General features: G+C 46.6%; 20 protein-coding genes, 1 tRNA gene and 1 pseudogene. 17 read left to right on the forward strand and 5 right to left on the reverse strand.

Going from position 1 to position 17,832, the window contains the following annotated elements; all coding sequences use genetic code 11:
- Positions 1-2 precede the first annotated feature (2 nt).
- The 4 genes from DXE44_RS10265 (at position 3) to DXE44_RS10280 (ending at position 2,482) form a co-directional block, all read left to right on the forward strand.
- Positions 3-194, forward strand: a complete 192-nt coding sequence (locus DXE44_RS10265; protein WP_197712820.1) for a hypothetical protein — start codon at positions 3-5, stop codon at positions 192-194.
- Between the two features lie 75 nt (positions 195-269).
- Entirely contained in the window at positions 270-719 is a 450-nt protein-coding gene (locus DXE44_RS10270) for a hypothetical protein (protein ID WP_197712821.1), read from the forward strand.
- A 6-nt stretch (positions 720-725) separates the two neighbouring features.
- The gene (locus DXE44_RS10275; RefSeq protein ID WP_197712822.1) at positions 726-1,112 is read left to right on the forward strand and encodes an FtsX-like permease family protein; all 387 of its coding nucleotides are present in this window, start codon (positions 726-728) and stop codon (positions 1,110-1,112) included.
- Complete coding sequence (locus tag DXE44_RS10280; RefSeq protein ID WP_231970563.1) at positions 1,055-2,482, forward strand: ABC transporter permease; 1,428 nt, start codon at positions 1,055-1,057, stop codon at positions 2,480-2,482. The genes DXE44_RS10275 and DXE44_RS10280 overlap by 58 nt, the downstream gene beginning before the upstream one ends.
- A 28-nt stretch (positions 2,483-2,510) precedes the next feature.
- On the opposite strand, the gene DXE44_RS03390 is transcribed toward DXE44_RS10280, so the two are convergent.
- The 4 genes and pseudogenes from DXE44_RS03390 to DXE44_RS03405 form a co-directional block, all read right to left on the reverse strand.
- Positions 2,511-3,050 (reverse strand): RDD family protein, encoded by a 540-nt coding sequence (locus DXE44_RS03390; RefSeq protein WP_231970564.1) that lies wholly within the window; start codon positions 3,048-3,050, stop codon positions 2,511-2,513.
- Positions 3,051-3,063: 13 nt separating this feature from the next.
- Positions 3,064-3,696, reverse strand: a complete 633-nt coding sequence (locus DXE44_RS03395) for a DUF3106 domain-containing protein (RefSeq protein WP_114652653.1) — start codon at positions 3,694-3,696, stop codon at positions 3,064-3,066.
- A gap of 3 nt (positions 3,697-3,699) precedes the next feature.
- Complete coding sequence (locus DXE44_RS03400; RefSeq protein WP_114652655.1) at positions 3,700-4,047, reverse strand: DUF3619 family protein; 348 nt, start codon at positions 4,045-4,047, stop codon at positions 3,700-3,702.
- A pseudogene (locus tag DXE44_RS03405) lies at positions 4,044-4,612 on the reverse strand (RNA polymerase sigma factor). The gene DXE44_RS03400 and the pseudogene DXE44_RS03405 overlap by 4 nt, the downstream one beginning before the upstream one ends.
- A gap of 277 nt (positions 4,613-4,889) precedes the next feature.
- On the opposite strand from DXE44_RS03405, the gene DXE44_RS03410 reads away from it, so the two are divergent.
- The 6 genes from DXE44_RS03410 (at position 4,890) to DXE44_RS03435 (ending at position 11,535) form a co-directional block, all read left to right on the forward strand.
- On the forward strand, positions 4,890-6,593 hold the full coding sequence (locus DXE44_RS03410; RefSeq protein ID WP_231970565.1) for an acetolactate synthase 3 catalytic subunit: 1,704 nt from the start codon (positions 4,890-4,892) through the stop codon (positions 6,591-6,593).
- Positions 6,593-7,084, forward strand: coding sequence for an acetolactate synthase small subunit (gene ilvN / locus DXE44_RS03415; RefSeq protein WP_015420909.1), 492 nt, complete (start codon positions 6,593-6,595; stop codon positions 7,082-7,084). The genes DXE44_RS03410 and ilvN overlap by 1 nt, the downstream gene beginning before the upstream one ends.
- 52 nt (positions 7,085-7,136) lie before the next feature.
- Positions 7,137-8,153: a ketol-acid reductoisomerase gene (gene ilvC, locus DXE44_RS03420; RefSeq protein ID WP_114652657.1), complete on the forward strand. Its 1,017-nt coding sequence runs from the start codon at positions 7,137-7,139 to the stop codon at positions 8,151-8,153.
- A 63-nt stretch (positions 8,154-8,216) separates the two neighbouring features.
- Positions 8,217-8,864, forward strand: a complete 648-nt coding sequence (locus DXE44_RS03425) for a phosphatidylserine decarboxylase (protein ID WP_114652660.1) — start codon at positions 8,217-8,219, stop codon at positions 8,862-8,864.
- A gap of 27 nt (positions 8,865-8,891) precedes the next feature.
- The gene (gene pssA / locus DXE44_RS03430; RefSeq protein ID WP_114652662.1) at positions 8,892-9,731 is read left to right on the forward strand and encodes a CDP-diacylglycerol--serine O-phosphatidyltransferase; all 840 of its coding nucleotides are present in this window, start codon (positions 8,892-8,894) and stop codon (positions 9,729-9,731) included.
- A gap of 256 nt (positions 9,732-9,987) precedes the next feature.
- Positions 9,988-11,535, forward strand: coding sequence for a 2-isopropylmalate synthase (locus tag DXE44_RS03435; RefSeq protein WP_114652664.1), 1,548 nt, complete (start codon positions 9,988-9,990; stop codon positions 11,533-11,535).
- 24 nt (positions 11,536-11,559) lie between these two features.
- Here DXE44_RS03435 and DXE44_RS03440 read toward each other — a convergent pair whose 3' ends face one another.
- Positions 11,560-12,159 (reverse strand): lipid-binding SYLF domain-containing protein, encoded by a 600-nt coding sequence (locus tag DXE44_RS03440; RefSeq protein WP_114652666.1) that lies wholly within the window; start codon positions 12,157-12,159, stop codon positions 11,560-11,562.
- 212 nt (positions 12,160-12,371) lie between these two features.
- Here DXE44_RS03440 and rpsO point away from each other — a divergent pair, with 212 nt between their 5' ends.
- The 7 genes from rpsO (at position 12,372) to DXE44_RS03475 (ending at position 17,828) form a co-directional block, all read left to right on the forward strand.
- The gene (rpsO, locus tag DXE44_RS03445; RefSeq protein WP_015420915.1) at positions 12,372-12,641 is read left to right on the forward strand and encodes a 30S ribosomal protein S15; all 270 of its coding nucleotides are present in this window, start codon (positions 12,372-12,374) and stop codon (positions 12,639-12,641) included.
- Between the two features lie 271 nt (positions 12,642-12,912).
- Positions 12,913-15,081, forward strand: a complete 2,169-nt coding sequence (pnp, locus tag DXE44_RS03450) for a polyribonucleotide nucleotidyltransferase (RefSeq protein WP_114652668.1) — start codon at positions 12,913-12,915, stop codon at positions 15,079-15,081.
- A 25-nt stretch (positions 15,082-15,106) separates the two neighbouring features.
- On the forward strand, positions 15,107-16,048 hold the full coding sequence (locus tag DXE44_RS03455) for an NAD(P)H-quinone oxidoreductase (protein ID WP_114652670.1): 942 nt from the start codon (positions 15,107-15,109) through the stop codon (positions 16,046-16,048).
- Between the two features lie 17 nt (positions 16,049-16,065).
- On the forward strand, positions 16,066-16,824 hold the full coding sequence (tpiA, locus tag DXE44_RS03460; RefSeq protein ID WP_114652672.1) for a triose-phosphate isomerase: 759 nt from the start codon (positions 16,066-16,068) through the stop codon (positions 16,822-16,824).
- Between the two features lie 22 nt (positions 16,825-16,846).
- Entirely contained in the window at positions 16,847-17,188 is a 342-nt protein-coding gene (gene secG / locus DXE44_RS03465; RefSeq protein ID WP_114652675.1) for a preprotein translocase subunit SecG, read from the forward strand.
- An 86-nt stretch (positions 17,189-17,274) separates the two neighbouring features.
- Positions 17,275-17,359: transfer RNA gene (locus DXE44_RS03470), tRNA-Leu, on the forward strand.
- Between the two features lie 109 nt (positions 17,360-17,468).
- Positions 17,469-17,828, forward strand: a complete 360-nt coding sequence (locus tag DXE44_RS03475) for an NADH-quinone oxidoreductase subunit A (RefSeq protein WP_011902892.1) — start codon at positions 17,469-17,471, stop codon at positions 17,826-17,828.
- The last annotated feature ends 4 nt before the right edge of the window (positions 17,829-17,832 follow it).

Consider the following 17,832-nt stretch of genomic DNA (forward strand, 5'->3'; position numbering starts at 1 on the left):
CAGTGCTAGTGAGCTTTCTGCGGGATATTCGGCGGGACCTGCAATCTAGTGAGCTGATTGCTTTACTAGTTGCACTCACTCTCTCTGTAGCAGCATTATCCAGCGTCAGTTTTCTGGCGGATCGGATGCAGCGAGCTTTTCAGTTTGATGCTCGCCAATTGCTTGCTGCAGATCTACTGATTGTTTCTGACTAACCTTTACCCGAACGATTTATTCGAGAGGCGACAGATCGTCAACTGAGTTCTGCTCAAATCGTCGTCTTTCCGAGTATGGCCACTGTTGGCGCGCAGAGTAGGCTTGCTTCTCTCAAGGCGGTTACTAAGACTTATCCTTTGCGCGGCTCTTTACAGGTCTCGCCTTCCCAGACAAATCTCACCCCGCCAACTGCTTCGGTCTGGGTGGATCCAGCCATGCTCAACGCATTGAAGGCTAAAGTGGGCGATCAGATGCTCTTGGGGGATAAAACGTTTTTAATTAGCGGCATCTTAGAGCGTGAGCTCGATCGGGGTGCTGGCTTTATGAACTTTGCACCACGCGTGATGATGTCCTTAGATGACTTGCAGTCAACGGGTCTCATCGGTTTGGGCAGTCGCGTTACTTACCGTCTATTGCTTGCGGGAAATGATCAGGCTATCTCTGATTATGAAAAATGGGCTACACAATGGATTGAATCTGAAGGTCTCAGGGGAATGCGTATTGAGACCTTGGAAAACGCATAACCAACGATGCGTAAAACTCTAGAGCGAGCAGAGCGATTCTTATCTTTGGTTGCCTTGCTAACCGCAATGGTGGCTGCAGTAGCGATTGCATTATCTGCGCGCCGCTATGTTTTAAAGCAGGCCGATGTATGTGCGGTCATGAAATGTCTTGGAGCAAGTCAAAGGACAATTCTGGTAAATCAAATTAAGGTATTAGGTGCTCTGTGCTTATCAGCTGCTCTGATGGGTGCGGCTATTGCTTACGGAGTTCAAGAAATATTAATTCGTATTTTGGGTGATTTAGTTTTTGCTGATTTGCCTGTGATTTCCCTCTGGCCATTAACTTGGAGCATCTTATGCTCCTCCTGTTTATTAATCGGCTTTGCTGGCGCCCACCCTTATTTAGTTTGGTAATGATCTCACCAGTTCGGCTGATTCGCAAGGAGTTAGGTTCGGTCAATATCAAAGCACTTTGGGTTGCACTCTTTGGGATGATTACTTGTTTAGTTTTAATTGCTATCGCAGCGCAGGATTTAAAACTGGCTTCTTGGGTTGCGATTAGCTTTACTTTGGCCGTTACTCCTTTTGCCATAGTTTCTTGGTCATCACTACGCCTACTCAATCTTGGGTTTTCGAGTTGGAGCACTAAGAGCTTTGCTCTCCGCTTTGCGTTGACTGCACAAGCACGCCGCGCAGGATTTGCGGTGATGCAAATTACTGCTCTAGGTATTGCTTTGATGGCTTTGCTGCTGATTCTCTTGCTTCGTCAGGATTTATTGGTTACGTGGCAAGGAAACATTCCAGTGGATGCACCCAATCGCTTCATGATTAATATTCAGAAAGATCAAAAGCCTGACATTACTCAGTCGCTGCTGAGTGCGGGAGTGGCCAATCCTAGTTTTAGTCCAATGGTCCGTGCACGCTTGATTGAGGTTAATGGCAAAGCCATTGGGCCGAATGATTATGTTGATGAAAATGCGCGTCGCTTAGTTGATCGAGAATTCAACCTCTCTTATACCGAGCAATTGCCGGATGGTAATCGCATTACTTCTGGAAAGTGGATTGAAGACGCTGCGCCGCAAGTTTCTTTGGAGGCGGGTATTGCTAAGACTTTAAAGCTCAAGCTGGGTGATCAAATGACTTTTGAGCTTGCTGGTGAAAAAGTGACTGCACCAATCACTTCTCTGCGTAAACTGGATTGGAGTTCCATGAAGGTAAATTTCTTCGTCATCATGCCACCCGCCATGCTTGCTGACATGCCTCAATCGTGGATTACCCCTTACTATCAAAGCCCTACCATTGAAGGGCTTGATTACCAGCTTGCACAGAGCTACCCCAATCTGACTATCGTCGATGTAGCAAGCTCTTTGCAGCAAATACAAGACGTCTTGGATCGACTGTCTTCAGTGCTAGGTCTATTGTTCGCCTTTACGATTGCAGCGGCGATACTGGTGCTGGTAGCTGCAATTGCAGCAACTCAAGATGAGCGCTTTAGAAGTGCGGCATTACTCAAGGCGGTAGGAGCATCGCGCGCTTTACTGAGAAAGATAGCTCTGTCTGAACTGCTGATTATTGGAGTGCTGTCTGGGGTCCTTGCTGGACTGGCTGCTGGAGTGGCTGCATGGGCGCTTGGCCGATTTGTATTGGAGATTGAGTTCAACGCATTCGCACAGGCTTTGGCGATGGGTATGATCTTTGGAGTTGCTGCTTGTCTCTTAGCTGGATATCGCTTTCAGAGAAAAATTCAGACAACAACTGCAATGGAGTGTTTGCGCGAGATTTAGGGCGCACCCCCTAACTTACGAGAGTGTTTTAGGAGAGTGTTACTAAGTTCTTTGGTGGCTCAACTAAACGTGTGCCACTAAAACGGTCTGGCAAGCTTTGGCGTAGCAGGGGGCTTACGCGATTCAAGTAAATGCTTAAGGGCCATAGAAATAAAGCAACCGCAAAAAGCATCTCAATAATTTGCCATCTCTGTGGTTCGAAAAGCCACTGCAGAAGAACGCAGGGTATGAGCCATAGGGATCCATAGCCATAGCGCCAGGTTGCTTGCTTGCGAGTGAGGTTGTAGCCCCCTGGACCAATCATGCGTATCTGCCAGGTTTGCATCGCCAGCGTCTGTCCAGACTTTGCCCAATACCAAACAAAGTAAATCCCAAGGACGACATAGAGGTAGAGGAAGGTGAGCCAGCTTGACAATGAGATGCCAAACAGAATGCATAGGCCTAAATTAGGAAGTAAAAATGTCAGAGCTATTACACCCAGTAAAACTAATTGCTCATAAAGCGTGCAAGAGACGCGCCGCCAAAATTGCGGGGCAGGAAGTGCGTTTAATTCCGCTGGGGTAATCACGACTGAGGAATTCTTATTGATTGCTTGAGTCGCTATCCGAGCTTCCTTCTTGCGGTGCAACTTCTTGAGCTGGAGTGACTGCAGCAGGTAATGTCGGAGCTAAGTTCGACTGCTGAATGATGGGGTGTTGTTGCAAGGTTGGCGCACTTACGACAGTGGGTTTCTTCTTTTGATTTAATTCAGCCTGAGCAAGTTTATTTTTTTGCTCGGCACTCAGTTTTTGATAGGCGCTCCAAGCTTCAGCTTTTTTCTCAGGTGGAAACTTGAGGCTACTTAGGTAATTCTCTCGTGCAATACGACGATCTTTTTGAGACAGGTTTGACCAGCTGGCCATGCGAGACTGAAGCCGTTGTTGATCTGCCGCTCTCATCCTGGGGTACAGGTTGGCTACTTGCGTCCATCGTTTACGACTTTCGGGCAACATGTAGTCCCAATCATCCTCGAGAGGGGCCAGAATTTTCTGTTGTGCAGGCTTTAGACCTTCCCATGGCCCATCCTGCTTTTTCTCTGGGGTAACGGTACTTTTGCTGTGACTGCTTGTTGCTGTCTGAGCAAATGCAGTGGGCGAGATAAGGGCAGTAACAGCTAGCGCAAGGGCTGAGCTGATGTTTAGGACTGCACAAATAGAGCGTAAGTTTTTTAGCATGCGCTATTTGAATTTTCGTTTGGTATTAAGAGGGTGATTTGGGTGTATCCAAGTCATCTTGCCAATTCCAACTAAGCCAAAAACAAGAACAACAAGAGGGATCACCCAACCCACGTTATTCCAAAAAGAACAAGAACCCGAAGACCAGTTCCCAGAGGTGCTGGCCAAAACATATTGTTTGATACGCACTTTTTCTGGTTTTTTGACGGAAAGTGCCTTTAAGCGTGCTGCATACAGACGATCTTTGATGCCAGCTGGCAAGGATTGAGATCCTTGGCGGAGCAGGGCAGCAGCGGACTGGCCAAATTGGTCAGCTTCTGTTGGGCTTAGGATATCTTGATTGCGGTTCACAGCGTAATTCCTTTTAATTTCAATGCTTTAGCTAGAGTCTGGGTGGCTCTTGAGCAGTGGGTTTTGACGCTTCCCTCGCTACAGCTCATGGCAAGGGCAGTTTCAGTAATGCTCAGCTCATCCTAATAACGCATCAGGAAGGCTTCTCGTTGACGGGCAGTCAATTTTATATTTCTGACTCTAGGGACTCCAAAAGCTGACTACGTTCTAGCTTAAAGGCATCATCTTGGTGAATTTCACTGTCATCCGGGGCTGAAAGTGACTCTAGAGGGTCGAAATCATCATTTTCATCCGATTTCTTGCCCATATTGGAGAACAGGGTTACCTAGGTATTTCGAACCTTTTTACGTCTAAACCAATCATGAATGCGGTTTTGCAGAATTCTGGTGAAAACCAGGGGTAGCTCGGCTGCCGGGCGATCACCATATTTTTCAGCCAACTTAATCATGGCATCTTGAACAATATCTAAGGCTGCATCGTCATCCCGCACAGAATAGACTGCTTGCTTGAAAGCACGCTGTTCAACGCTGCTGAGGAAGTCAGAAAGTTCTTGGGGTGAAGCCATTCAGTGGATTAGACCTGAATCAGATGGAATTAGTCTATTTTAGGGGATTGCTATAGAATGTAGGGCTTACTACCTAAAATCTCATTCAAGAAGTGGTTTTTTCCGGTAGCAGCACCGTTCGAACTCAGGCCACAAGCAGGAGACAGAGCAGACCAAACAATTTTTTGTCGAAAATTGCAAAGGACGAAAGAAAACGAATACAAGCAGCGCCGAATTTTTAGCTTCTAAAGCTAACCAAGACACAGCTAACCCAAATTCCACAGCGAATGCGCCTGAAATGATTGGCGCCGAGATGTTGGTAAAGGCATTGCACAAAGAGGGTGTTGAATACGTTTGGGGTTACCCAGGCGGTTCTGTTCTCTTTATCTACGACGAAATCTTTAAGCAAGACAAGTTTGAACACATTCTTGTTCGCCATGAGCAAGCAGCAGTTCATGCGGCCGATGGCTACGCACGTGCAACCGGTAAGGTTGGCGTTGCTCTAGTGACATCGGGCCCTGGCGTAACCAATGCGGTTACCGGAATTGCTACTGCTTACACTGACTCCATCCCAATGGTGGTCGTCAGCGGTAACGTGCCTACGTATGCAATTGGTGAAGATGCTTTCCAGGAAGCAGATACCGTAGGTATTACTCGCCCAGTGGTAAAACACAATTTCTTGGTGAAAGATGTAAAAGACCTTCCTTTAGTGATTAAGAAAGCTTTTCACATCGCACAGACCGGTCGTCCAGGCCCAGTATTAATTGATATCCCTAAGGATGTCTCTGCTGCGAAGGGGCCATTTGTTTATCCAGATACTCTGGAGATGCGCTCCTATAACCCAGTTATTAAAGGGCATAGCGGGCAGATTCGTAAGGCAGTTTCTTTATTGCAAGAAGCAGAGCGTCCATACATCTATACCGGTGGTGGCGTTATCTTGGCTGATGCCGCACCCGAGTTAAAAGAGTTTGCTGATTTGCTAGGCTATCCAGTAACCAATACCTTGATGGGTCTTGGTGGATTCCCAGGAACAAGTCCGCAATTCCTCGGCATGCTCGGTATGCACGGTACTTACGAAGCCAATATGGCGATGCAGCACAGCGATGTGTTGATTGCGATTGGTGCTCGTTTTGATGACCGCGTGATCGGTAACACCGCACACTTTGCAAGTCATCCACGCAAGATTATTCATATTGATATCGACCCATCCGTGATTTCGAAGCGGGTGAAAGTGGATGTTCCTATCGTTGGTAATCTCAAAGAAGTATTGCAAGAGATGACTGCTCAACTCAAAGCTGCTGGCCCTCGCAAGAATGATGCGAAGCTTGCTGCATGGTGGGAACAGATTAACGAGTGGCGTAAAAAAGATTGCCTGAAGTACGACGAAGCTTCACAAATTGTTAAGCCTCAGTACGTAGTTCAAAAGTTATGGGAACTTACTGGTGGCGATGCATTCATTTGTTCTGACGTAGGTCAGCATCAAATGTGGGCTGCTCAGTTCTATAAGTTTGATAAGCCACGTCGTTGGATCAACTCTGGTGGTCTGGGTACGATGGGCGTTGGCTTGCCTTATGCCATGGGTATCAAGAAGGCATTCCCTGATAAAGATGTATTCACCATTACAGGTGAGGGTTCGATTCAGATGTGTATTCAAGAGTTGTCTACTTGTAAGCAATATGACACCCCTGTGAAGATCGTTTCATTGAATAACCGCTACCTCGGTATGGTTCGTCAGTGGCAAGAGTTGACTTATAACAAGCGCTACTCCAGTTCGTATATGGATTCATTACCAGACTTTGTGAAGTTGGCTGAGGCTTTTGGCCACGTTGGCATGCGCATTGGGAAGAAGTCAGATGTTGAAGGCGCCCTCAAAGAAGCGATTCGTTTAAAAGATCGCACTGTGTTTATGGATTTCCAGGCTGATCCAGAAGAAAACGTTTGGCCTATGGTTCAAGCGGGTAAGGGTATTACTGAAATGCTTTTGGGTAGTGAGGATCTCTAATGCGACATATTATTTCTGTATTGATAGAGAACGAACCAGGGGCATTGTCTCGTGTGGTTGGCTTATTCTCAGCTCGTGGCTACAACATTGAAACACTCAGCGTTGCACCTACTGAAGATCCCTCACTTTCTCGCATGACGATTGTTACGATTGGTTCAGAGGATGTCATTGAGCAAATCACAAAACACTTAAATCGCTTAGTTGAAGTGGTGAAGGTGTTTGATTTGACTGAAGGCCCTCATATTGAGCGCGAGCTCATGATGATCAAAGTTCGCGCTGTTGGTAAAGAGCGTGAAGAGTTGAAGCGTACAACGGATATCTTCCGTGGTCGCATCATTGATGTGACTGATAAGAGCTACACCATTGAATTGACTGGTGATGGCGCTAAATTGGATGCCTTTATTGATTCGATTGATCGTGCATCGATTCTGGAAACTGTCCGTTCGGGTGGCTCTGGTATTGGGCGCGGCGAACGCATCCTCAAGGTTTAATTTTTTTTAACTGATTACTGAATTAACTACATTTTCAATACAAGGAAAGAGCATGAAAGTTTTTTACGATAAAGACGCTGATTTGTCCCTCATTAAAGGCAAAAAAGTAACAATCATTGGTTACGGTTCACAGGGCCACGCGCATGCTTTGAATCTCAAAGATTCAGGCTGTAACGTGACTGTTGGTTTACGTAAAGACGGTGCCTCTTGGAGCAAAGCTGCGAATGCTGGCTTAACAGTTAAAGAAGTTGCCGAAGCCGTTAAAGATGCAGATGTAGTCATGATGCTTTTGCCTGATGAGCAAATTGCTGAGGTGTACAACAAAGAAGTGCATCCAAATATTAAGCAGGGCGCTGCATTGGCATTCGCTCACGGCTTTAACGTTCACTACGGTCAAGTTCAGCCACGCGCTGACTTAGATGTAATCATGATTGCTCCTAAAGCACCAGGCCACACTGTGCGTGGTACTTATGCTCAAGGTGGCGGCGTTCCCCATTTGATCGCTGTGTACCAAGATAAATCTGGCTCTGCTCGTGATGTTGCTTTGTCATACGCAACAGCAAACGGTGGCGGTCGTGCCGGGATCATTGAAACAAATTTCCGTGAAGAAACTGAAACTGACTTGTTCGGTGAGCAGGCTGTTCTTTGTGGTGGTGCAGTGGAATTGATTAAAGCTGGTTTCGAAACTTTGGTTGAGGCTGGTTACGCTCCTGAAATGGCTTACTTCGAGTGCTTGCATGAGCTCAAGTTGATTGTTGACTTGATCTACGAAGGTGGTATCGCCAACATGAACTACTCCATCTCTAATAACGCTGAGTATGGTGAGTATGTGACTGGCCCACGTGTTGTTACTGAAGATACTAAGAACGCAATGCGTCAGTGCTTGAAAGATATTCAGACTGGTGAGTATGCTAAGAGCTTCATCTTGGAAAACAAAGCAGGTGCGCCTACTTTGATTTCACGTCGTCGCTTGAATGCTGAGCATGACATCGAAGTGGTTGGTGCTAAGTTGCGTGCCATGATGCCTTGGATTGCTAAGAACAAATTAGTTGATCAGACTAAGAACTAAGCAAGAAAAAAGTATCAAGTAGTTAGAAACTAATAGCTGTAACTGAAAAGGCTCAGAACAAAGATGATGTATCCGCACCCCATTATTGCGAAAGAAGGTTGGCCGTATTTGGCATTAGTGGGGGCTGTCACTTTGCTAGTCCACTATCTAGGTGGTATTGCATGGTCATGGCCTTTGTGGATTATCTTTATCTTTGTTCTGCAGTTCTTCCGCGATCCGCAGCGTATTGCTGCTATCGGTCGTGACTTAGTTTTATCTCCAGCCGATGGTCGTATCGTCGTAGTGGAAAAAGCCAATGATCCTTATGCGGGTCGTGAAGCTTTGAAGATTAGTGTTTTTATGAACGTATTTAACGTTCACTCCAACCGTAGTGCAGTTAACGGTTTGGTAAAAGAAATTCAGTATTTTCCGGGCAAGTTTGTGAATGCCGATTTAGATAAAGCCTCCACTGAGAATGAGCGCAATGCTGTTGTGATTGATGCCAACGGTCAAATCGTGACTTTGGTCCAGGTTGCAGGCCTCATCGCCCGTCGTATTCTTTGTTATAGCCATGTGGGCGATAGACTAAAGGCGGGTGAGCGTTACGGCTTTATTCGCTTTGGCTCCCGTGTCGATGTATATTTGCCACTAACAGCCGAACCTTTGGTCAGTGTTGGTGATAAAGTTTTTGCTACTAACACTGCGTTAGCTCGCGTACCCGGCTTAGATTAATTAAGCCGTTTTAACTGGGAATTTTCTTTGAGTACATTTCGTCGTCGTGGCCGCATAGACCGTAGTCGCCTTGCTCCTAAACGAGCTGAGCGTTCCCAGGCTGAATGGGCTGAAGAGCTTAGCGATGGAATTGATTTCGAGGTAGAAGAGCTGCACGCGGATAAGCCGCGTCAACGCAGCAAAGGAATCTACCTACTACCAAACGCATTTACTACAGCGGCTTTATTCTGCGGCTTTTTTGCGATCGTTAATGCGATGAACCACCAGTTTGAGATGGCAGCTATTGCCATCTTTGCATCCCTAGTTTTGGATGGCATGGATGGTCGCGTTGCGCGCATGACGAATACTCAAAGTGCTTTTGGAGAGCAGTATGACTCTCTAGCTGACATGGTGTCATTTGGTGTGGCCCCAGCGCTAGTGGCTTATGAGTGGGCCCTGAAAGATTTGGGTAAGTGGGGTTGGTTGGCTGCCTTTACCTATTGCGCCGGTGCCGCTTTGCGCTTAGCCCGTTTTAACGTCAATACCGGTGTTGTGGATAAGAAGTTCTTCCAGGGCTTGCCTAGTCCAGCTGCTGGCTCATTAATGGCTGGGTTCATCTGGTTGGCTGACGACAATAAGATTCCAGTACGTGATAGCGCCATTCCTTGGATTACCTTCTTTCTGGCTGTTTATGCCGGATTGACAATGGTGTCTAACGCCCGTTTTTATAGTGGAAAAGCCTTAGATGTTCGTTACCGAGTTCCATTTGGTGTGATGGTCTTGATGATTCTGACCTTTGTCTTGATCTCCTCGAATCCACCATTAACCCTATTCGGCCTCTTTGTGGTGTATTCCATTTCTGGTTATGTCATTTGGGCATGGGAATGACTTAGTGGTCGCCGTTTTAGCTAAAACCGGGTTTTTAGGTTATATTTAATCCATGTTGATGAATTTCTCACTTTTATCTAGCCTTCTTCTGCTGGCACTAAGCTTACAGCTTGGGGCAGGTAAGGCCTGAGTTAATGAGATCAAAGTAATTCATTAACCACCACATACCAGCCCCAGCAAATTGCTGGGGTTTTTGTTTTTAGATTCGTAATGAAGTAATAAACACCATTAAGTAATACTGAACCGGAGAGTAGTGATGAGCGACAAAGTAATCATTTTTGATACCACCTTACGTGATGGCGAACAATCACCAGGCGCTTCAATGACAAAGGACGAAAAGGTGCGTATTGCTCGCCAGTTAGAGCGTCTCAAGGTTGACGTGATCGAGGCTGGGTTTGCTGCGAGCTCTGAGGGCGACTTCCAGGCGATCTCTGCAGTTGCTGCTGCAGTAAAGGACTCCATCGTATGCTCACTCGCACGTGCTAACGACAAAGACATTACGCGCGCAGCGGATGCTTTGAAGGCTGCCAATGCAAAACGCATTCATGCATTCTTGGCTACCAGCCCATTACATATGGCGGTGAAATTGCGGATGTCTCCAGAGGAAGTATTAGAGCAAGCGAAGCGTTCCATTCGCTTTGCCCGAAACTTGGCGGGAGATATTGAGTTCTCAGCCGAAGATGGTTATCGCTCAGAGATGGATTTCTTGTGCAGAGTGGTTGAGGCGGTGATTAATGAAGGTGCCACCACCATCAATATCCCTGATACCGTAGGTTATGCCACACCAGAGTTATATGGCGAATTCATGAAGACTCTGTGTACCCGTGTACCAAATTCAGATAAAGCAGTCTGGTCTGTTCATTGCCACAATGACTTGGGTATGGCTGTTGCTAATTCATTGGCTGGCGTGAAGATTGGTGGCGCGCGTCAAATTGAGTGCACCATTAACGGCTTAGGCGAGCGTGCTGGTAATACAGCCTTAGAAGAGATCGTAATGGCTTTGCGTACTCGCAAAGATTACTTTGATATGGTGTGCGGTATTGATGCAACCCAGATCGTTCCAGCTTCTAAATTAGTCTCACAAATTACTGGTTTTGTTGTTCAGCCAAACAAGGCAGTCGTTGGCGCTAATGCTTTTGCGCATACTTCCGGCATCCACCAGGATGGCATCTTGAAGAATCGTGATACCTATGAAATCATGCGCGCAGAAGATGTGGGTTGGTCCGCTAATAAGATTGTGCTTGGCAAATTGTCGGGCCGCAATGCATTCAAACAGCGTTTACAAGAGTTGGGTATTGCGATCGAAGCTGAAGCGGATTTGAATGAAGCATTTGTGCGATTTAAAACATTGGCTGATCAGAAATCAGAAATCTTTGACGAAGATATTATTGCCATCATGTCGGATTCTGCTGCAGCGGAAGAAGGTGAGTTTTATAAATTTTTCTCTTTGAGTCAGCATTCTGAAACAGGTGAGCGACCAAAATCTAAAGTTACCTTCCGGGTTGGCGATAAAGAGACAAGCTCTGAGGCTGAAGGTAATGGCCCGGTTGATGCTAGCTTGAATGCGATTGAAGAGATTGTGAAGAGTGGGGCAGAGCAATTGCTTTACTCAGTCAATGCAATCACTTCGGGTACACAATCTCAGGGTGAAGTGACTGTGCGTTTGGCTAAGGGTGGGCGCATCGTCAATGGTGTGGGCACTGATCCGGACATTATTGCCGCGTCAGCGAAAGCGTATTTATCTGCGCTGAATAAATTGCATGATCCTGGCCAAGCTAAGCTCAATGCGCAGATGACCCCCTAAGCGGGGATATCTGAAACACCTTCTTTATTTATTGAGATCGGTATTTTGATAGTACTTAGCGCCTTTGCCGGTGATGTCTGCGGCAAGGCCTGAGTCTGTGAGTTGATGCATCAATACGCCGGGAGCCACTACTGCGGCATTCTGATAGGCACCTCCATTGGATTCATATTTAGCAGCCGCAGTTGCTTGTCCGCCAAAGGTCCACCCAGAGCTGACGAAATCATTTATCGCAGCTTTTGTTTGGAAAACAAAGATATTCTGAAACGATGTGATGCCAATGCCTAATCCAGCTTGTACTTGGATCATATCCATATAAATGGGCTTGGAATTTTTTTGAATCACAACGCCGCTTCCTGAGCCGCCGCCCGCAATCAAGATCTTCATACCAAAGTTGTTAAAAGTGGCATAGCCAACCGATTTCTCTATGACTTCTTTTGCCTTGGGCTGAGCTTGGTAGAGCGCCTTTAGGGTGTCAGTGCTCGTCTTGAGGATGTCTTCACGTTGTTGGGTAACGGTTTTTTGAGGGCCAAAAGGATTGGAAAATTGGGCAAAAGCGCTGTTATTGAGGCAAAAAACACTCAAAACCAGGGTAAATATAGGGGTGGTGAGGTGATAAATTTTCATAAGCTATTGATTTTATTGATTATTTAGGAATTTTTTGCCCAAAGGATTCCTAGAGAATAGCAAGTTATTGGGGGGAGAGGCCTCATTTTTTGGCTTCTCTCTGCTACAATTCGAGGGCTTTGATTTTTAAAGCTTTTTTGTTTTATTTGATTAATAAATGCACGACACAAATTGGGTGAAAGCTCAGGTGTTCGCAAGTAAGGAGTATGAAAATGGCAGTTGCTGATATTAAAACGGCGGAAATCGTCAAAGAAAACGCGCGCAGCGCAAACGATACGGGTAGCCCTGAAGTTCAAGTTTCATTGCTTACAGCCCGCATCAATGAATTAACCCCCCATTTCAAAGCTAACGCAAAAGATCATCACAGCCGTCGTGGCTTGTTGAAGATGGTTTCACGCCGCCGCCGCCTCTTGGATTACCTCAAGGGCAAGGATTTGGGTCGCTATCGCGCATTGATCGAGAAATTAGGTCTCCGTAAGTAATTCTTATCGGTATTGCAATGCCATCTTTCTTAAGGTTGTTTCTTAATAGAATCAGTCTTAAGCAGATGGCATGTTTTTTGAGCGCTTCAAGATTATTTGTGTAGGGGATCGTGTCATTCCAATGAGTTTCTGGGTTGAAGAATTCAGTGCCTCCCTGGAATGGCATCCCTTGTGATCTTTAATCGCTCCAGTGTTGTCGTGACACTGCTTTATCCCACGACAAGCGTAAAAACCATGTGGCTTTTACGTGAACAATTTGGAGAAGATCAGAATGACGATGTTTAAAAAAGTAGTAAAAACGTTTCAATGGGGTAACCATCAAGTCACTATGGAAACAGGCGAGATCGCTCGCCAATCTGGTGGTGCTGTCATCGTTAACGTTGATGACACAGTAGTAATGGGCACAGTAGTTGCCTCTAAATCAGCTAAGCCAGGGCAGTCATTTTTCCCATTGACTGTTGATTACCTCGAAAAAACTTACGCCGCAGGAAAAATTCCTGGTGGCTTCTTCCGCCGTGAAGGCCGTCCATCAGAAGGCGAGACATTGATCTCCCGCTTGATCGATCGTCCATTGCGTCCATTGTTTCCAGAAGGCTTCTTAAACGAAGTTCAGGTAGTGGTGCATGTGTTGTCTATCAACCCAGATGTGCCTGCTGATATTCCTGCGCTGATCGCTGCTTCTGCAGCTTTGGCAGTTTCAGGTATTCCATTTGCTGGCCCAGTTGGCGCAGCACGTGTTGGTTGCGCTAACGGTCAGTACCTCTTGAACCCAACTCGTACAGAGCAAGCTACTAGCGAAATGGATTTAATCGTTGCCGGTACGCAAGCTGCTGTATTGATGGTTGAGTCAGAAGCCAATCAGTTGTCAGAAGAAGTAATGTTGGGTGCGGTTGTATACGGTCATGACCAAATGCAAACTGCGATCAACGCTATTAATGATTTAGTGCGTGAAGCTGGCAAGCCAGAGTGGGATTGGACTGCTGCTCCTAAAGATGAGCCATTCATTGCTAAGGTCACTGCATTGGCTGAAGCGCCATTGCGCGAGGCTTATCAGATTCGTCAAAAGGGTGCTCGTTCAGACAAGCTTAAAGAAATTACTAAAGAAGTAATGGCTAAGTTATCTGAAGAGGGTGATGTTGACGCTGTTGCCGTTAACGACATCCTGTTTGAAATCGAAGCGAAGATTGTTCGTAGCCAGATTTTGAATGGCGAGCCACGTATTGATGGCCGCGATACCCGTACTGTTCGTCCGATCGAAATTCGTAATGGTGTATTGCCACGCACACACGGTTCAGTATTGTTTACCCGTGGTGAAACACAGGCTCTTGTAGTAGCTACTTTAGGCACTGCACGCGATGAGCAGATCATTGACGCGCTTGAAGGTGAGTATCGTGATCGTTTCATGTTCCACTACAACATGCCTCCGTTCGCTACTGGCGAAACAGGTCGTGTAGGTAGCTCTAAGCGTCGTGAAATTGGTCACGGCCGTTTGGCTAAACGTGCTTTGATTCCAGTACTGCCAAGCGCAGAAGATTTTGCGTACAGCATTCGTGTGGTTTCAGAAATCACTGAGTCCAATGGTTCCTCTTCAATGGCTTCTGTTTGCGGCGGCTGTTTAGCCATGATGGATGCTGGTGTTCCAGTGAAGGCGCACGTTGCTGGTGTTGCAATGGGCTTGATTTTGGATGGCAACCGTTTTGCAGTGTTGACAGACATCTTGGGTGACGAAGATCACTTAGGCGATATGGACTTCAAGGTAGCGGGTACTGCTAACGGTATTACCGCTCTTCAAATGGACATTAAAGTTCAAGGCATCACTAAAGAAATTATGCAAGTTGCATTGGCTCAAGCTAAAGAAGGTCGTTTGCACATTGTGAGCAAGATGCAAGAAGCAATGGGTTCAGTTCGCACTGAATTGTCTGCACATGCTCCACGCATGGTTTCTTTCAAGATTCATCCAGACAAGATTCGTGAAGTAATCGGTAAGGGCGGCGCAACAATTCAAGCCTTGACTAAAGAAACTGGTTGCAGCATCGACATTAAAGATGACGGTACGGTAACAATCGCTTCTACTTCTGCTGAAGGTATGGCTGAAGCAAAAGCACGTATCGAAGGCATTACTGCTGAAGCTGAAGTAGGCAAGATCTACGAAGGCCCAGTTGTGAAGTTGCTCGAGTTCGGTGCTTTAGTAAATATTCTTCCAGGTAAAGACGGTCTCTTGCACATCTCTGAAATCTCTAATGAGCGTGTAAAAGAAGTTAAAGATTATTTAGCAGAAGGCCAAGTAGTGCGCGTGAAGTTGTTAGCTGCTGATGAGCGCGGTCGTTTGCGTTTGTCTCTCAAAGCTGCAATGGCTGATGAGGGTGGCACGATTGCTCCGTTAGCTGGCGCAACCGAGGCTACTGCTGAAGCGACTCCTGCATCTGGCGAAACTGCTTAAGTAAAGTAAGCGAGCGGGAGTTCATATGCGCGTAATGGAAATCAAAGAGTTTGGCGCACCAGAAATGCCGGTGTCTGCCACTCGTCCTGACCCAGTAGCTCCGGCTGCTGGTACGGGTGAGATTTTGATTAAGGTAATTGCTGCTGGGATTAATCGCCCGGACGTTTTGCAACGCAAAGGTCATTACCCAGTTCCAGCGGGTGCATCTGATATTCCTGGTCTCGAAGTGGCTGGCGAGATTGTCGGCGGCGACTTAGCTCACGCTAATAATCTGTTTGGTCTCAAGATTGGTGATAAGGTTTGTGCGCTTGTGCAAGGCGGTGGTTACGCAGAATTGTGTACTGCCCCCATTGCCCAATGCTTGCCTTACCCAAAAGGATTTACCGATCAAGAAGCAGCCTCATTGCCTGAAACTTTGCTAGTGCAAGGTGGCTCGAGCGGTATTGGTGTGACTGCTATTTTGATTGCTAAGGCTTTAGGTCACAAAGTATTTGTGACTGCCGGTACCGATGAGAAGTGCGCTGCTTGCCTAGCTTTAGGTGCTGACTTGACGATCAATTACAAGACACAAGATTTTGTAGAAGAAGTAAAGAAAGCTACAGATGGCAAAGGCGTCAATGTAGTGCTCGACATGGTCACTGGTACCTACGTACAAAAGGAAATTGATTGCTTAGCTGATGATGGCTGCATTGTGATTATTGCGATCATGGGCGGATCAAAGGCTGAAGTAAATACCGGACAAATTTTGCGTCGTCGTTTAACCATTACTGGTTCTACCTTGCGCCCACGTCCAGTGTCATTTAAGAAGCAAATTACTCAGCAGTTGCATGCGCGTATCTGGCCTTTGTTAGATGCAGGCAAGTTAAAGCCAGTGATTTATAAAACATTCACCTTGGACCAAGCTGCTGATGCCCATCGTTTGATGGAGTCTTCTGAGCACGTTGGCAAGATTGTGTTAACTGTTTAAGTATTGAGCCAGATTTAATGCGTCCACTCACTGTTATCGGCAACTGGAAAATGAATGGCAGTCTTGCAAGCAACGCAGACTGGGTCAAGACCGTTTGCCGTGGCATGGAGCAGGGAATGCCTGCAGGTCGCAAGTATGCGGTGTGCGTTCCTGCCCCTTACTTAGCGCAGTGTGGCGATTTAATTCGTGATTACTCATTGGCTTTTTTAAGCTTGGGTGCTCAGGATGTATCGGCTTATGCTGCTGGCGCGTATACGGGCGAGGTTGCAGCCTCTATGCTGAAAGAGTTGAATTGCGCTTATGTGATTGTTGGCCACTCTGAGCGTCGCCAATATCATCGGGAGGCGGATGAGCAGGTTGCTGAGAAAGCCCTTCAGGTACTCGACAACGGCATGATCCCAGTAATTTGTGTCGGTGAGTCTGCTGATGAGCGTAACTCTGGTCGTGAGGTTGAGGTAGTGCGAGGTCAAATCTCAAAGCAAGTCGCTATTTTGCAAGACCGTTTGGCTGACTGCCTAATTGCTTATGAGCCTATTTGGGCTATTGGTACCGGTAAGGTGGCAAGCGCTCAGATGGCCCAAGATATGCATCGAGCAATCCGCTTGCAGTTAGCGGAGTTCGATAAGGATGTAGCTTCCCACGTGGGAATTTTGTATGGCGGCAGTGTTAAACCTGATAATGCCGTTGAACTGTTTGCAATGCCGGATATTGATGGCGGATTGATTGGGGGCGCTTCATTGAACCCACAAGATTTTCTGGCCACTTGTCAGGCCTAGATTTTTTATTTGGAGATAAGCCATGGAATGGTTTAAGACTTTATTGATCGTTTTGCAGGTAATTTCAGCTTTGGCTGTGATCTTGCTTGTGTTGTTACAGCAAGGTAAGGGCGCCGATATGGGGGCTGCATTTGGTTCTGGATCCTCGGCTAGTCTGTTTGGCGCCAGTGGTTCAGCCAATTTCCTATCCCACACAACTGCTATTTTTGCGGCAGTCTTTTTTGTCTGCACTTTAGGCATTACTTGGATTGGAAATAAAAAGGAAGTTAGCCCTGGAATTTTGTCTGGCACAGTAGCGCCGGTTGTGGCTCCAGCGCCAGCTCCTCCAGCCCAGGATCCGACTAAGCCGGCTGTTCCAAAGTAAAAAAAGTAGGTTTTAAGCACTCAGTACCCCTGTTTTTGGGGTAACTCAGTGGTGCAATGCAGTAAAATTGATGGGTTTTACAAGATGCCGACGTGGTGAAATTGGTAGACACGCTATCTTGAGGGGGTAGTGGCTTAGGCTGTGCGAGTTCGAGTCTCGCCGTCGGCACCAAATTGTAGAATTTGTAGGGGTTTATGCTGTAAATCAAGGTTTTGTGTACCGGAATAATTGATAATTTGTGGCTAATTAGGACTTACCAGACGAACGACTTAGGGCCATTTTGAATCTCGCTAACTACTTTCCCGTTCTGCTTTTCATCCTCGTAGGTATTGGGGTGGGTTTAGTCCCCATGTTCCTCGGAAAAATCTTGGCTCCTTCGAAGCCAGACGCTGAAAAACTGTCTCCATATGAGTGTGGTTTTGAAGCCTTCGAAGATGCGCGTATGAAATTTGATGTGCGCTACTACCTTATTGCCATTTTATTTATCTTATTTGACTTAGAAACTGCCTTTCTGTTCCCGTGGGGTGTGGCTTTGCGTGACATTGGCTGGTTTGGCTACGCTTCCATGGTGATTTTCTTATTGGAATTCATTGTGGGCTTTGTGTACATCTGGAAAAAGGGCGCTCTCGACTGGGAGTGATCGA

Source organism: Polynucleobacter necessarius, assembly GCF_900095175.1.
Classification (GTDB): Bacteria; Pseudomonadota; Gammaproteobacteria; order Burkholderiales; family Burkholderiaceae; genus Polynucleobacter; species Polynucleobacter necessarius_I.